Source organism: Modestobacter muralis, from assembly GCF_010682105.1.
GTDB classification, from domain to species: Bacteria; Actinomycetota; Actinomycetes; order Mycobacteriales; family Geodermatophilaceae; genus Modestobacter; species Modestobacter muralis.
In genome coordinates this window covers 540,790-554,894 of the sequence record NZ_JAAGWH010000013.1, presented here as the reverse complement: position 1 = coordinate 554,894, position 14,105 = coordinate 540,790, and the positions used below count along the sequence as shown (strand labels likewise).

General features: G+C 75.8%; 15 protein-coding genes and 1 riboswitch. Of the genes, 11 read left to right on the top strand and 4 right to left on the bottom strand.

The genetic code is table 11. The annotated features are described in order from the left end of the window. Positions 1–48: 48 nt before the first annotated feature. From GCU67_RS06775 to GCU67_RS06765, 3 genes are all read left to right on the top strand, one after another. Positions 49–1,335 (top strand): Nramp family divalent metal transporter, encoded by a 1,287-nt coding sequence (locus GCU67_RS06775; protein ID WP_163610268.1) that lies wholly within the window; start codon positions 49–51, stop codon positions 1,333–1,335. 91 nt (positions 1,336–1,426) lie between these two features. Continuing rightward, a complete protein-coding gene (locus GCU67_RS06770) occupies positions 1,427–2,236 on the top strand; it encodes a LamG domain-containing protein (RefSeq protein WP_163610267.1) in 810 nt (269 codons plus the stop codon). 117 nt (positions 2,237–2,353) lie between these two features. Further along, positions 2,354–2,908: a dihydrofolate reductase family protein gene (locus tag GCU67_RS06765; RefSeq protein WP_163610266.1), complete on the top strand. Its 555-nt coding sequence runs from the start codon at positions 2,354–2,356 to the stop codon at positions 2,906–2,908. 43 nt (positions 2,909–2,951) lie between these two features. On the opposite strand, the gene argG is transcribed toward GCU67_RS06765, so the two are convergent. Then, positions 2,952–4,400, bottom strand: a complete 1,449-nt coding sequence (argG, locus tag GCU67_RS06760) for an argininosuccinate synthase (protein WP_163610265.1) — start codon at positions 4,398–4,400, stop codon at positions 2,952–2,954. A 44-nt stretch (positions 4,401–4,444) separates the two neighbouring features. After that, a complete protein-coding gene (locus GCU67_RS06755; protein WP_163610264.1) occupies positions 4,445–4,939 on the bottom strand; it encodes a hypothetical protein in 495 nt (164 codons plus the stop codon). Between the two features lie 25 nt (positions 4,940–4,964). On the opposite strand from GCU67_RS06755, the gene GCU67_RS06750 reads away from it, so the two are divergent. The 4 genes from GCU67_RS06750 to GCU67_RS06735 all read left to right on the top strand — a co-directional run bounded on the left by GCU67_RS06750 (position 4,965) and on the right by GCU67_RS06735 (position 8,755). Then, positions 4,965–5,744, top strand: coding sequence for an SDR family NAD(P)-dependent oxidoreductase (locus tag GCU67_RS06750; protein WP_163610263.1), 780 nt, complete (start codon positions 4,965–4,967; stop codon positions 5,742–5,744). 99 nt (positions 5,745–5,843) lie between these two features. Further along, a riboswitch (TPP riboswitch) is annotated at positions 5,844–5,946 on the top strand. Then, a complete protein-coding gene (locus GCU67_RS06745) occupies positions 5,945–6,553 on the top strand; it encodes an ECF transporter S component (protein ID WP_163610262.1) in 609 nt (202 codons plus the stop codon). (Overlaps the previous riboswitch by 2 nt.) A gap of 52 nt (positions 6,554–6,605) precedes the next feature. Beyond that, positions 6,606–7,991, top strand: a complete 1,386-nt coding sequence (locus GCU67_RS06740) for an ABC transporter ATP-binding protein (RefSeq protein WP_338104824.1) — start codon at positions 6,606–6,608, stop codon at positions 7,989–7,991. Then, the gene (locus GCU67_RS06735) at positions 7,988–8,755 is read left to right on the top strand and encodes an energy-coupling factor transporter transmembrane component T family protein (protein ID WP_163610261.1); all 768 of its coding nucleotides are present in this window, start codon (positions 7,988–7,990) and stop codon (positions 8,753–8,755) included. The genes GCU67_RS06740 and GCU67_RS06735 overlap by 4 nt, the downstream gene beginning before the upstream one ends. A gap of 123 nt (positions 8,756–8,878) precedes the next feature. Here the strand turns inward: GCU67_RS06735 and GCU67_RS06730 are convergent, their stop codons facing one another. Together GCU67_RS06730 and GCU67_RS06725 are read right to left on the bottom strand one after the other, a co-directional pair. Next, a complete protein-coding gene (locus GCU67_RS06730; protein WP_163610260.1) occupies positions 8,879–10,426 on the bottom strand; it encodes a DUF6297 family protein in 1,548 nt (515 codons plus the stop codon). After that, on the bottom strand, positions 10,426–11,112 hold the full coding sequence (locus tag GCU67_RS06725; RefSeq protein ID WP_170311013.1) for an ATP-binding cassette domain-containing protein: 687 nt from the start codon (positions 11,110–11,112) through the stop codon (positions 10,426–10,428). The genes GCU67_RS06730 and GCU67_RS06725 overlap by 1 nt, the downstream gene beginning before the upstream one ends. A gap of 177 nt (positions 11,113–11,289) precedes the next feature. On the opposite strand from GCU67_RS06725, the gene thiO reads away from it, so the two are divergent. Genes thiO through GCU67_RS06705 form a run of 4 tightly spaced genes read left to right on the top strand, consistent with a single transcriptional unit; the run spans position 11,290 to position 14,081 of the window. Next, complete coding sequence (thiO, locus tag GCU67_RS06720; RefSeq protein WP_338104823.1) at positions 11,290–12,432, top strand: glycine oxidase ThiO; 1,143 nt, start codon at positions 11,290–11,292, stop codon at positions 12,430–12,432. Then, entirely contained in the window at positions 12,429–12,629 is a 201-nt protein-coding gene (gene thiS, locus GCU67_RS06715) for a sulfur carrier protein ThiS (RefSeq protein ID WP_163610258.1), read from the top strand. The genes thiO and thiS overlap by 4 nt, the downstream gene beginning before the upstream one ends. A gap of 4 nt (positions 12,630–12,633) precedes the next feature. Next, entirely contained in the window at positions 12,634–13,509 is an 876-nt protein-coding gene (locus GCU67_RS06710; protein ID WP_338104822.1) for a thiazole synthase, read from the top strand. Beyond that, positions 13,506–14,081: a thiamine phosphate synthase gene (locus GCU67_RS06705; protein ID WP_163610257.1), complete on the top strand. Its 576-nt coding sequence runs from the start codon at positions 13,506–13,508 to the stop codon at positions 14,079–14,081. Before GCU67_RS06710 ends, GCU67_RS06705 begins: the two co-directional genes overlap by 4 nt. Positions 14,082–14,105: the final 24 nt, after the last annotated feature.

Sequence of the window (14,105 nt, the reverse complement as noted above, 5' to 3'; positions counted from 1 at the left end):
CCGGGCAGGACAGGAGGGCAACCCCGCACCCCAGCCCCGGGAGGGCACGTGTACCTGTCGAAGACCGAGGCCGCCGTCCTCCCGAGCACCCTGTCGCGCCCGGCCCGGCACCCGGCGCGGAGCAAGCGCCGCACGTGGGCGATGCTCGGCCCGGCGTTCGTCGCCGCCGTCGCCTACGTCGACCCGGGCAACTTCGCCACCAACTTCTCCGGCGGCGCCTCCTTCGGCTACACGCTGCTGTGGGTGATCGTCGCGGCCAACCTGATGGCGATGCTCATCCAGACCCTCACCGCGAAGCTGGGGCTGGCCACCGGCCGCGACCTGGCCACCTGCTGCCGCGAGCGGCTGCCCCGCCCGGTCGTCTGGGGCCTGTGGGCGCAGGCCGAGGCGGTCGCCATCGCCACCGACCTGGCCGAGATCGTCGGCGGCGCGGTCGCCCTGTACCTCCTCTTCGGGGTGCCGCTGCCGATCGGCGGGCTGATCACCGCGGTCGTCGCGTTCGTCCTGCTGGCCTTCCAGTCGCGGGGGCACCGGCCCTTCGAGCGGGTCATCACCGGGCTGCTGCTGGTCATCGGCGGCGGGTTCGCCTACACGCTGGTCGGCTCCGGGGTGGACATGGGCGGGGTCGCCACCGGCATGATGCCCAGCTTCGCCGGGCAGGACAGCCTGCTGCTGGCCACCGGGATCCTGGGCGCGACGGTCATGCCGCACGTCATCTACGTGCACTCCGCGTTGACCCCGGGCCGCTACGGCGACGCCGTCACCGCCGGTCGCAGCCACACCGGACGGCGCCGGCTGCTGCGGGCCCAGCGGCTGGACGTGCTGCTGGCGATGGGCCTGGCCGGCCTGGTGAACGCCGCGATGCTCGTCATCGCCGCGCAGCTGTTCACCGGCGACGCCTCGATCACCTCGCTGGAGAGCGTGCACGCCGGCCTCGGCGACCAGCTCGGCACCGGCGCCGCCCTGGCCTTCGCGCTGGCGCTGCTGGCCTCGGGGTTCGCCGCCTCCTCGGTCGGCACCCACGCCGGGCAGGTCGTCATGGCCGGGTTCCTGCGCAAGCACGTCCCGGTGCTGGTCCGCCGGCTGATCACCCTGGCCCCCGCGCTGCTGGTGCTGGGCCTGGGCGTCGACCCGACCAAGGCGCTGGTGTGGTCGCAGGTCGTGCTCTGCTTCGGCATCCCGTTCGCCCTGGTGCCGCTGCTGTGGCTGACCTCGCGCAAGGACCTCATGGGCGGCTGGGTCAACCGCCGCCTCACCACCCTCACCGGGTCCGTGGTCGCCGCCCTGATCATCGGGCTCAACGGCTACCTGCTGGTCAGCACCTTCCTGGGCTGAGGAGTGGGCCCGGCGCCGACGAGGGCGTTGGACTGCAGACGAGCGTCCCTGCTGCCGATACCGACCAGGTCCCGGCCGCGGAGGAGGTCCGATGGCCCTGTCCGCGCGGACCGTCGGCCTGTGGTCGACGATCCCGGTCGCCATGACGGTCTCCGCCGCCCTGCTGTGGCAGGTGTCGTACGCCGCGTTCAGCGCCCCGACCACCAACCCGGGCAACTCCTTCGTCGCAGCCTCGTCCTGGTGCACCGAGGCATCGTGTCGGTCCGTGCTGGGCCAGGGGCCGTCCTTCTTCTGGCGGCTGGACGAGCCGTCGGGCAGCGTGGCGGAGGACCAGACGAGCAACGGGCGGACCGGCAGCTACGTCGGCGGGATCAGCCGGGGCGTGACGGCGGGCCTCTCCGGCAGCAGCAACCCCGCGATCACCCTGGACGGCTCGACCGGCTACGTGACCCGGAGCGCAGCCGACGCGCTGACGCTCCCGCTGACGATCCAGCTCAGGGTCAGGAGCTCGACCGACCTGGGCGGCCCGATCGTGACCTTCGGCGACAGCCAGGGCGGGAACAGCTCGACCACCACGGCCGCCCTCTACTTCGGCCCGAACGACGGGGTCAGCACCGGACGCGTCTACTTCGGCGTCCGGACCGCCACGGGTCACGTGACCGTCAACTCCGCCTACAGCCAGGCCGACGGCGGATGGCACGACTTCTCCGCCCGCATCGCCGCCGACGGCACGTTGTCGCTGACCTACGACGGCAACACGGTGACCCGCTCAGCGACCCCACCGACCACCACCACCGGCTACTGGCGGGTGGGTAGGGAGGACCTCACCGGTTGGCCGCAGGCCCCGTCGGTCAGCCACCTCGCCGGGTCCGTCGACGAGGTCCGGGTCCTGCCGAGCTGAGCACCCGCACGCCGGCGGACCCGCTCCCCGCCTCGGCGATGAGAAACTGCGCCGGCAGTCGTCTCATGCGATGACACCCCCCGGCACGGCCGGGTCGATGCCGAGGAGCCAGTGCACATGGGCGCGATCAAGGTCCACGAGTTCACCACCGTCGACGGCGTGGTCGATGTCCCCATGTGGACGGTCGAGTACGGCTTCCCCGACGACCTGTCGGCCTCGATCGGCGCGCTGACCGGGTCGGCGAGCGGCATCCTGCTGGGCCGCACGACCTTCGAGATGTTCGCCCCGGCGTGGTCGACGCGCACCGTCGAGGACGACCCGGGCGCCCCGTTCTTCAACGACACCCGCAAGCACGTCGTGAGCTCGACGCTGACCGACGCCGAGTCGGTCTGGCGGAACTCGACCGTGGTCGGCGGCTACGACGCCGACCGCATCCGGGCGCTGAAGGACGAGGTGGACGGCGACCTCTACGTCAGCGGCAGCGCCACCCTGGTCCGGGCGCTGCTCGCCGACGGCCTGGTCGACGAGCTGCACCTCTACGTCTACCCGGTGGCGGTGGGCACCGGGATCCGGCTCTTCCCCGAGGGGACGGCGCAGACGCTGACGCTGCTGGGCTCGGAGTCGCTGAGCAACGGCGTGGCGCACCTGACCTACGGCCCCGCCGCCGGCTGACCGTGTCCGCCGGGCTCCCGCGCGCAGGAGCCCGGCGGGTCACTCAGTCGGTACCGGACTCCATCGCGGCCCGGTCCAGCAGCTCGTCGTGGGCGGAGATGCCACCGCGGGAGGCGATCGCCTCGGCCCCGCCGGCCTGCGAGGCGTCGATCAGCCCGGTCGAGGCCGCCTGCGCCGCACCGATGGCCGTCGGGGTCGCCCCGCCGACCATGCCCATCGCGGCGTACTGCTCCAGCTTGGCGCGGGAGTCGGCGATGTCGAGGTTGCGCATGGTCAGCTGGCCGATCCGGTCCACCGGGCCGAACGCGGAGTCCACGGTGCGCTCCATGGACAGCTTGTCCGGGTGGTAGCTGAACGCCGGGCCGGAGGTCTCCAGCAGGGAGTGGTCCTCGCCGCGGCGCAGCCGCAGGGTCACCTCGCCGGTGACCGCCATGCCGACCCAGCGCTGCAGCGACTCGCGCAGCATCATCGCCTGCGGGTCCAGCCAGCGACCCTCGTACATCAGGCGGCCCAGCCGGCGGCCCTCGTTGTGGTAGTTGGCGATCGTGTCCTCGTTGTGGATGGCGTTGACCAGCCGCTCGTAGGCGGCGTGCAGCAGCGCCATCCCCGGCGCCTCGTAGATGCCCCGGCTCTTGGCCTCGATGATCCGGTTCTCGATCTGGTCGCTCATGCCCAGGCCGTGCCGGCCGCCGATGGCGTTGGCCTCCAGCACCAGGTCGACCGGGGAGGCGAACTCCGCACCGTTGATCGTGACCGGCCGGCCGTACTCGAAACCGATCGTCACGTCCTCGGTGGCGATCTCCACCTCAGGGTCCCAGAACCGGACGCCCATGATCGGCTGCACCATCTCGACGCTGGCGTCCAGGTGCTCCAGCGCCTTGGCCTCGTGCGTGGCGCCCCAGATGTTGGCGTCGGTGGAGTAGGCCTTCTCCGCGCTGTCCCGGTAGGGCAGGCCGTGGGCGACCAGCCACTCCGACATCTCCTTGCGGCCGCCGAGCTCGGTGACGAAGTCGGCGTCCAGCCAGGGCTTGTAGATCCGCAGCGAGGGGTTGGCCAGCAGTCCGTACCGGTAGAACCGCTCGATGTCATTGCCCTTGTAGGTCGACCCGTCGCCCCAGATCTGGACGCCGTCCTCGAGCATGGCGCGCACCAGCAGCGTGCCGGTGACCGCGCGGCCCAGCGGGGTGGTGTTGAAGTAGCTGCGGCCACCGGAGCGGATGTGGAACGCCCCGCAGGTCAGCGCGGCCAGGCCCTCCTCGACCAGCGCGGCGCGGCAGTCGACCAGCCGGGCGATCTCGGCGCCGTAGGTCGTGGCGCGGCCGGGCACCGAGCCGATGTCAGGCTCGTCGGCCTGACCGATGTCGGCGGTGTAGGTGCAGGGCACCGCGCCCTTGTCGCGCATCCAGGCGACCGCGACGGAGGTGTCGAGACCTCCGGAGAAGGCGATGCCGACGCGTTCGCCGACGGGCAGGGAGGTCAGGACCTTGGACACGACGAGCATTATTCACTGCTCTGTATTTTCATGCAAAGCCGGGGTCAGGGTGTGGGCGCCTCACCCGCCTCGGCCATGAGGGGGAAGGCGGCCCGGACGCCGGCCTGCTGCAGGGCGGCGTCGGCGCTGCCGGCGGCCTCGGCGGCGGACGGGGCGACCAGGACGTCGATGCCGTCGCCCTCGGGGCGCTCCCGGGCGCTGGTGACCAGGCCGGGGTGGTCGGCCCGCAGCCGCTCGGCCTCGGCGCGCAGGTCGGCGGGGCGGAACTCGGTGTGCGCGACGGTCAGCTCGAAGCCCTGCGCGCCGTCCAGCACCCGCTGCACCGCGGCCGGCGGCTCGCCGAACCAGCGCACGGTGAGGCGCGTGCGGTCCAGGCTGATGCCCGGGGTGCCGTACTCGGGGGCGTCGCCGGCCGCCTCGGACAGCCGCTCCAGGAGGTCGTAGATCGCCGTCGGCCCGCCCGGGTAGGCGACGAAGTCACCGTGGCCCACCGAGCCGGCCGGTGTTGCCTTCCTGCCCGACCCCTTGCGCGTTGCCATGCCGGCCATCCTCCACGCTGTGCCCATGGAGCTCGACGGAGCACGCATCTGGGTCACCGGCGCCTCGACCGGCATCGGCGCCGCGCTGGCCCGCGAGCTGGCCGACCGCGGGGCACACGTGGCGATCAGCGCCCGCAGCGCCGACCAGCTGGCCGAGGTGGCGGCGGGCCGGATGGCCGTCGTCCCGGTCGACGTCACCGACCGGGCGGCCACCGTCGCCGCCGGGCAGGCGGTGCGCGAGGCGCTCGGCGGGCTGGACGTCGCGGTCCTCAACGCCGGCACCTGGTCGTCGTTCCACGTGGAACCGTGGGACTCGCAGCTGTTCGCCGACCACCTCCAGGTCAACGTGATGGGCGCGGTGCACACGATGGAGGCCGTCGTCCCGCAGATGCTCAGCGCCGGCGCCGGGCGGGTCGTCGGCGTCGCCTCGGTCGCCGGGTACCGGGGCATGCCCGGCTCGGAGGCCTACAGCGCGGGCAAGGCGGCCCTGATCAACCTGCTGGAGAGCCTGCGCGGGTCGCTGGCCCCGCGCGGCATCGTCGTCCAGACCGTCAACCCCGGCTTCGTCGCCACCCGGATGACCGACCGCAACCGCTTCCCGATGCCGTTCAAGATCAGCGCGGAGGCCGCCGCGCGCACCATCGCCGACGGCATCGCCCGGGACCGCGCCGAGATCGTGTTCCCGCTGCCCATGGCGGTGCTGATGAAGGTCGTCCGGGTGCTCCCCGTCCGGGTCTGGACGGCGCTGACGGCGTCGATGGCCCGGCGCGGGCTGCACGGCGGCCCGGAGCGACGGCGGGGCTGAGCCACCCCGCCGACCGGTGCGCCGGGTCGGCCGCGGCGCACCGGTCGGGGAGGTGGCTGGACCCGCGCGGTCGGACGCCGTCGGTCTAGGCTCCGGCCACACACACGACAGGGGAGCGCCTCGGCGCTGAGAGTGCGGGAGACCGCAGACCCTCGAACCTGATCCGGGTCATGCCGGCGCAGGGAGTCTGGAGGAGCACCATGGCCGAGAAGGCCGTCCGATCGACCGACGCTGCCCCGGGGACGCCCACGTGGCGGACCGTCGACATCGTCGTCACCGCCGTGCTGGGGGTCGCCTTCGGCGTCCTGTTCTGGCTATGGTCCCTGCTCTACACCGCCGCCGGGCCGGCCTTCGCCGGCTTCCCGCCCAGCCAGGCCGTCATGTACGGCGTCTGGCTGGTGGCCGCGGTCGTCGCGCCGCTCATCGTCCGCAAGCCGGGCGCGGCGGTGTTCGCCGAGCTGATCGGGGCCACCGTCGAGGCGCTGCTCGGCTCGCACTTCGGCAGCACCGTGATCCTCTACGGCCTGCTCCAGGGCCTGGCCGCCGAGCTCGGCTTCGCCGCGTTCCGCTACCGCCGGTTCGGCTGGCTGCAGGCGCTGCTGGCCGCGGCGCTGGCCGGGCTGGCCGCCGCCCTGCTGGACTTCCACTTCTACTACCCGGACTGGACCGGCGGCTGGAAGACCGTCTACCTGGCCCTGGTCGTCACCAGCACCGTGCTCGTCGCCGGCATCGGCGGCACCGCGCTGACCCGCGCGCTGCGGGCCAGCGGCGCGCTGTCCTCGTTCGCCGCCGACCGCACCCGGGTGTGACGGAGGACCTCACCCCTCCCTGCGTCACGCGCCCCGAGGCGAGGACGCTCCGGTGACGCCGGTGGCGGTGCGGCTGGCGGGCTGGGGGTTCCGGCACGCCACCCGCCGGGCGTGGGCGGTGCGGGACGTCGACCTGACGGTGGCCCCTGGCGAGCGCGTGCTGCTCACCGGGGCCTCCGGCGCGGGGAAGTCGACCCTGCTGCGGGCCCTCGCCGGCCTGCTGGACCCCGAGGCCGGCGACCCCACGGGTGAGCTGACCGTCGACGGCGCCGTGCCCGACCGGCGCCGGCAGCGGGTCGGCATGGTCTTCCAGGACCCGGACTCCCAGCTGGTGATGACCCGGGCCGGGGACGACGTGGCCTTCGGGCTGGAGAACACCGGCACCCCGCCGGCGCTGATCTGGCCCGCCGTCGACGCCGCACTGGACGCCGTCGGCTTCGACCTCGGCCGCGACCGGGCGACCGCCGCACTGTCCGGTGGGCAGAAGCAGCGGCTGGTGCTGGCCGGCGCGCTGGCCTCCCGGCCCGGGCTGCTGCTGCTCGACGAGCCGACCGCCCAGCTCGACCCCGACGGTGCGGCGCAGGTGCGCACCGCGGTGCTCCGGGCCGTCGACGCCCGCGACGCCACGCTGGTCGTGGTCGACCACGACGTGGAGTCCTGGCTGCCGCTGGTCGACCGGGTGGTGGAGCTGCTGCCCGGCGGCGGCACCGTCGAGCACGGCCGGGACTGGCGGCCCGCGCCCCCGCGGCTGCCCGTGCGGCAGCAGCACTCCCCCGGCGAGCAGCTGCTGGCCGCCGAGGCCGCCGGGTACACCCACCGCGGCAGCGACTCCCCCGGGCTGCTGCCCACCGACGTCGTCCTGCGCGCGGGCCGGACGCTGGCCGTCACCGGCCCGAACGGCACCGGCAAGTCGACGCTGGCGCTGCTGCTGGCCGGGCTGCGGGCCCCCACCACCGGCCGGGTCACCGCGGGCGCGGCGCTCACCGCCGGGTTGCGCCGTCCGGAGCGGCCCCCGCACCGGTGGCGGGCCGGGGAGCTGGTGCAGCGGATCGGCACGGTGTTCCAGCAGCCCGAGCACCAGTTCCTCACCGGCCGGGTGCGCGACGAGCTCGCCCTGGGCGCGGGCGACACCGCCCGGGCCGGGGAGCTGATGGAGCGGCTGGGCCTGGCCGCGCTCGCCGAGGCCAACCCGTTCACCCTCTCCGGCGGCCAGCAGCGGCGGCTGTCGGTGGCCACCGCGCTGGCCACCGACCCGCGGGTGCTGGTCCTCGACGAGCCCACCTTCGGCCAGGACCGGGAGACCTGGGCCGAGCTGGTGGCGCTGCTGGCCGAGCAGCAGGACGGCGACCGGGCGCTGTGCCTGGTCACCCACGACGCCGGCGTGGTCACCGCGCTCGCCGACGACGTGCTGGCGCTGGGCTCGACGGTGCCGGCATGAGCCTCCCCCTCGCGCTCGGACCGGCCCGCCCGGTACCGCTGTCGGCGGTGAACCCGGTCGCCCAGCTGACCGCGATCGTCGTCGTCACCGCCGTGCTGCTGGTCAGCGGTGACCTGGTCACCTCGGCGGTGCTGGTGGCCGCGGAGCTCGCGCTGCTGCCGGCCGCCGGGCTGACCCGCCCTGGCGACGTCTTGCGCCGCACCTGGCCGCTGCTGGTCAGCGCGCTGGGGGTGGCGTGGGTCAACGTGGCGTTCGGGTCGCTGTCCGGCGCGGAGGCGTGGGCGAGCGGCGCGACCTGGGCGCTGCGGGTGGTCGCGCTGTCGCTGCCGGGCATCCTGCTGGTCGCCTCCACCGACCCGGTGCGGCTGGCCGACGCGCTGACCCTGCACTGGCGGGTGTCGACCCGTTTCGCCTACGGCGCGCTGGCCGCGATGCGGCTGGTCCCGCTGCTGGCCGCGGAGTTCGAGACGATCCGGCTGGCCCGCCGTGCCCGCGGGGTGGACGCCGGCGCCGACCCGGTCGCCCACGCCCGGCTGCTGGTCAGCACCTCGTTCGCGCTGCTGGTCGGGGCGATCCGGCGGGGCACCCGGCTGGCCACGGCGATGGACGCCCGCGGCTTCGACTCCGGCACCGCCCGCACCAACGCCCGCGGCTCGCAGCTGCGCCCGCTGGACGCGGCGTTCGTCGTCGGCGCGGTGCTCGTCTGCGTCGCGGCGGTCACCACGAGCGTGCTCACCGGCCAGTGGGACCCAGCCCTCGGCTGAGCCCCACCGACCGGTCACGACCGCAGCTCGAGCCGGGCCTTGCAGGGTCCAGCCGCGTGCGCACGCGGCTCCACCCTGCCTGCACCGGGTCGAGCCGGGCAGGACGGCGAGGGCCGCCGACCGTCAGTCCTGGTGCGCGGTCGCGACGGCGAACGCCGCGAGCGCCAGTGACCAGGCGAGGCCACCAGCCACCAGCCACCACGGCACCGCGCCCAGCAGCAGGGCCAGCACGACCGGGACGATGCCCAGCACCCCGACGTCCGGGCCGCGCACCAGGGTGGCGCCGACCCCGGTCGGGACCGCGCCCATCGGCGAGGAGACCACCGGGCCCGCCCAGTCCAGGTCGGGCCGGTAGCCGGCGCGCACCGCCGCGCCCGCCCAGGCCGGAGCGGCCGCGACCCCGAGGGCCAGCCAGGCCACCGGCGAGCCCGCGCCCTGCCCGACCAGCAGCGCCGAGACCCCGAGGACGACGGCGAGGACGGCGACGGGCACCACCGCCCGGCAGCGGACGACGACCGCGGCGGCCAGCGGCAGCGACCGGTCGGCCCCCGGGGCGGACGACGCCCGGCGGCTCGGCTCCCCCACCGCCGTCGCCGCGGTCCACCAGCCCAGGACGACGGCGACCGCCACCAGCGCCGGCAGCTCGCCCAGCCCCTGCGTGCGGGCGGCCAGGACGGGCAGCGCCGCGCCTCCCGCCAGCTGTCCCCAGCGCCACGGCGACCGCGCCAGCACCGCGAGGTCGCCGGCGACGACGGCGTGCTCGGCCCGGCGCACCCACCGCCAGCGCAGCGCCCGGCGCGGACGGCGGACCGGGCTGCGCAGCGCGCGGCCGATCTCCCGGGTGTCCAGGGAGAACACCGAGGCGGTCGCGTACTGCACGGTCTCCCCCGACGCCCGCAGCGCGGCGGCCGACAGCTCCCCCAGCCGGCGGTCGGCGAGCACCACGGCCCACGCGGCACCGGCACCCAGCACCAGCAGCAGTGCCGCGGCCGCTCCCCAGGGCAGCGCGGGCACGGCCGGCCAGGCCACCCGGGCACCGGCCGTCACGGCGAGGCAGCCGAGCACGGGCGGGGCGACCAGCGCGGCCGCCACCACGCCCCCGGCGGCGGCGGGCACCCACCGGGTGCCGCTCCCGGCCTGCCGGACGACGAGTGCCCCGACCGCGGCCACCGCGAGCAGCCCGCCGGCGACCAGCCCGGTGAGCACCCCGCCGAGCGTCCTGGTCCCGGTGAGCACCACCGGCAGCGCCACCCCCACCGCCGCGGCGGCGGCCAGCCCCAGTCCCCGGCGCAGCTCGCCGCGCAGCAGCTCCCGGCGTCCGGCCGGCAGCGGCAGCCACCAGGCGGCCACGCCCGGGGTCGCGCTGACCGGCCCGAGCCGGGCGAACAGGGCGACGAGCCCGGCCGCCACCGCCACGGCGACCGCGGTCGCGGTCAGCCCGCCCGGCAGCACCGCCGCGGAGACCGGCGGCCGGGCGGCGATCTGCTCGCGGAGACCGGAGACCAGCCCACCGCACACCGCCACCGCGATCGCGGCCGAGGTGAGCCCGGAGGCCAGGTCACCGAGCCGGGTCCACCAGCGGGTGTCGGCGCGGGCCGCGGTGGCCCGCCGGGTGAACCGGCGGACGGCGGCGCCGTCCCACTCCTCCGCCGTCCGCGCCAGGAGCGCCATCAGCCCTCGCGCAGGTCGGCGACCGCGTCCGCGGGCTCGACCAGCCGGCACTCGTCGTCGGCGACCACCAGCACCGCGTCGGCCAGCGTGCCCAGGAAGGCCGGGTCGTGCGAGGCGAACAGCACGGTGGCGCCCGCGGCCACCAGGGCGGCCAGCCGGTCGGCCAGCGTGCGGCGCATGGCGGTGTCCAGCCGCCGTTCCGGCTCGTCCAGCACCAGCAGCCGGGCCGGACGCACGAGCGCCCCGGCCAGCGCCAGTCGCCGCCGCTGTCCCGAGGACAGCGCCGAGGGCAGCGCACCGGCCCGCTCGGTGAGCCCGAAGGCGGCCAGCTCGTCGGCCACGACCTGCTCGGCGTCGGTGACGCCGTGCGCCCGGGCGGTGAGCAGCAGGTGCTCGGCACCCGTGAGCGAGGGGAAGAAGGCGTCGTCGTCCAGCACCCCGGCGACCGCGCGGCGGAAGTCCGCGGAGCGCTCGTCGACCGGCTGTCCGGCGAAGGTGACCGTGCCGGCCAACGGGGGCAGCAGACCGACCATCGTCTGCAGGACGGTGGACTTGCCCGCGCCGTTGGGACCGACCAGCCCCACCGCGGTGCCCGGGAGCATGGCCAGGGACACCGGCGCACAGACCGGATCGCCGCCGTAGCCGACCGACAGGTCCGTGACGTCCAGCAGTGGCTCGTCGGTCACCGGGCGCACCCGACGGACCCGTACTGGAGCACGGCGGGCACTCTACGGAGCCGGTCTATGGTGGCCGGGCACGGCTCGCGGCCGTGTGCGGGAGCTCGGCGGGACCGGGCTGAGAGGGTGGCTGCCTGGCCACCGACCGCTCGGACCAGCCGGGTAATGCCGGTGATGGGAGCAGCCGTGGACCGCACCGACGTCGTCGTCGCCGGGGGTGGGCTGATCGGGTTGTCGGTCGCCTGGCGCGCGGCGCAGCGCGGCCTTTCGGTCACCGTCGTCGACGAGTCCCCGGGCGCCGGCGCCTCGCAGGCGGCGGCCGGGATGCTGGCCCCGGTCACCGAGGCGGCCTACGGCGAGACCGACCTGCTCCGGCTCTGCCTGACCTCGCTGCAGCGCTACCCCGACTTCGCCGCCGAGGTCGAGGCCGCCGGCGGCCGCCCGGTGGGGCTGCGCACCGTGGGCACCCTGGTCGTCGGGTTCGACGAGGACGACATGCGCGAGCTCGACGCGCTGCACGGCTACCAGCGCGAGCTGGGCCTGGCCGCCGAGCGGCTCACCCCGCGGGAGACGCGCCGCCGGGAGCCCTCGCTGACCCCGCGGGTGCGCGGCGGGCTGGCCGTCGACGGCGACCACTCGGTCGACGGCCGCGCGCTGCACGCCGGCCTGCTGGCCGCGGCCGAGGCCACCGGCGTCGAGGTGCTGCGCGCCCGCGTGCGCGAGCTGCAGGTGACCGACGGCCGGGCCACCGGGGTGGTGCTGGACGGCGGCCGGGAGCTGCCGGCCGGCCAGGTCGTGCTGGCCCTCGGCGCGCACAGCGGCGGGCTGCCCGGCGTCCCGCCGCTGCCGGTGCGGCCGGTCAAGGGGCAGATCCTGCGGCTGGCCGGTGCCGAGGGGCTGCTCGAGGGCACGGTGCGGGCGCTGGTGCGCGGCCGGCACGTCTACCTGGTGCCCTACGCCGGCGACGGGCTGATCATCGGCGCGACCACCGAGGACCGCGGCTTCGACGCCACCGTCACCGCCGGTGGCGTGCACGACCTGCTGCACGACGCGATCGAGGTCGTGCCCGGGGTGACCGAGCTGGAGCTGGTCGAGACGCTGGCCCGCTGGCGGCCCGGCACCGCCGACAACGCCCCGCTGCTGGGCTCCTCGGGCCTGCCCGGGCTGGTGCTCGCCACCGGGCACCACCGCAACGGCGTCCTGCTCACCCCGGTGACCGGGGACGTCGTCGCCGAGCACCTGGCCACCGGCGAGGTCCCGGAGCTGGCCGCCCCCTTCACCGTCGACCGCTTCGTGCGGGCCGACCGACTCGAGAGGACCTCCCCGTGAACGTCACCGTCAACGGCTCCCCCGTCGACCTGGCTGACGGCGCCACGGTGGCCGACCTCGTCGCCCAGCGCAGCTCCGGCCACGACCGGGTCGCGGTGGCCTGCAACGGCGACGTCGTCCCGCGCAGCACCTGGGCCGCCACCCGACTGTCCCCCGGCGACGCCGTCGAGGTGCTCGCCCCCACCGCAGGAGGCTGACCCCGTGCAGAAGGACCCCCTTGCCCCCCACCACTCGCAGGCTCGCAGCGGGCCCCTGCAAGGGGGCCAACTCACCGACGAGCTCGTCCCGGCGCTGGCCGCCGAGGAGGCCGGCGACCCGTTCACCCTCGCCGGGGAGACCTTCACCTCCCGGCTGGTGCTGGGCACCGGCGGGCTGCCCAGCATGGAGTCCCTGGAGCGGGTGGTCCGCGCCTCCGGCACCCAGCTGGTGACCGTGGCACTGCGCCGGGTCGAGGCCGTCGCCGGCAACTCGATGATGCAGGTGCTCGACCGGTGCGGCGTCCGGCTGCTGCCCAACACCGCCGGCTGCAGAACCGCCCGCGAGGCGGTGCGCACCGCCGAGCTCGCCCGGGAGGCGTTCGAGACCGACTGGGTGAAGCTGGAGGTCATCGGCGACGAGCAGACCCTGCTGCCCGACGCCGTCGAGCTGCTGGACGCCGCCGAGCAGCTGGTGCTCAAGGGCTTCCAGGTCTTCGCCTACACCACCGACGACCCGGTCCTGGGCCGCCGGCTGGCCGATGCCGGCTGCGCGGCGGTGATGCCGCTGGGCTCCCCGATCGGCAGCGGCCTGGGCATCCGCAACCCGCACTCGATCGCGCTGCTGCGCGACGCGGTGTCGGTGCCGGTGGTGCTCGACGCCGGGATCGGCACGGCGTCGGACGCCGCCCTGGCCATGGAGCTGGGCTGCGACGCGGTGCTGCTGGCCTCGGCCGTCACCCGGGCCCGGGACCCGGAGCGCATGGCGCTGGCCATGCGCCAGGCCGTCGAGGGCGGCCGGCTCGCCCGCGGCGCCGGCCGGATCCCCCGGCGCTTCCACGCCCAGGAGTCCACGGCCATGGCCGGGCGCCCGGAGCTGTGAGGCTGCCGCGGCTGCTGGTGCTCACCGACCGCACCCAGTGCACCGGGAGCCTCGTCGACACCGTGGCCGCGGCCGTCGACGCCGGCGCCCGGGCGGTGGTGCTGCGGGACAAGGACCTGCCGCTGCCCGAGCGCGCCGCCCTCGCCGAGCAGATCGCCGGGCTGCTCGCCCCGGTGGACGGCGTCCTGGTGTGGGCCGGCGCAGCAGGCGGCGCGGGGCGGACGGCGGTCCACCTGTCCGCGGCCGACCCGCTGCCCGAGGCCCGACCGACGCTGCTGGGCCGGTCCTGCCACTCGGCGGCGGAGCTGACCCGGGCCCGGGCCGAGGGCTGCGACTGGGCCTTCCTCTCCCCGCTGGCGGCCACGGCGTCCAAGCCCGGGTACGGACCGGCGCTCGGGACCGCCGGGCTGGCGGCGCTGGTGCCGCTCGGCCCCCCGGTGTTCGCCCTCGGTGGGGTGGCACCCGGGGACGTCGCCGACTGCCGCGCCGCCGGCGCCCACGGCGTGGCGGTGATGGGCCCGGTCATGCGAGACCCGTCGGTGGTGGGGCGCTACCTCGCCGCCGGCGCCTGAGCTCCTGCTGCGGACCGCGGTGCT

Excerpts from the sequence above, each read along its gene's own strand:
- GCU67_RS06730 (WP_163610260.1), bottom strand. The coding sequence starts at position 10,426 with ATGGCGCTCCTGGCGCGGACGGCGGAGGAGTGGGACGGCGCCGCCGTC.
- GCU67_RS06765 (WP_163610266.1), top strand. The coding sequence starts at position 2,354 with ATGGGCGCGATCAAGGTCCACGAGTTCACCACCGTCGACGGCGTGGTC.
- GCU67_RS06735 (WP_163610261.1), top strand. The coding sequence starts at position 7,988 with ATGAGCCTCCCCCTCGCGCTCGGACCGGCCCGCCCGGTACCGCTGTCG.
- GCU67_RS06750 (WP_163610263.1), top strand. The coding sequence starts at position 4,965 with ATGGAGCTCGACGGAGCACGCATCTGGGTCACCGGCGCCTCGACCGGC.
- GCU67_RS06770 (WP_163610267.1), top strand. The coding sequence starts at position 1,427 with ATGGCCCTGTCCGCGCGGACCGTCGGCCTGTGGTCGACGATCCCGGTC.
- GCU67_RS06745 (WP_163610262.1), top strand. The coding sequence starts at position 5,945 with ATGGCCGAGAAGGCCGTCCGATCGACCGACGCTGCCCCGGGGACGCCC.
- GCU67_RS06755 (WP_163610264.1), bottom strand. The coding sequence starts at position 4,939 with ATGGCAACGCGCAAGGGGTCGGGCAGGAAGGCAACACCGGCCGGCTCG.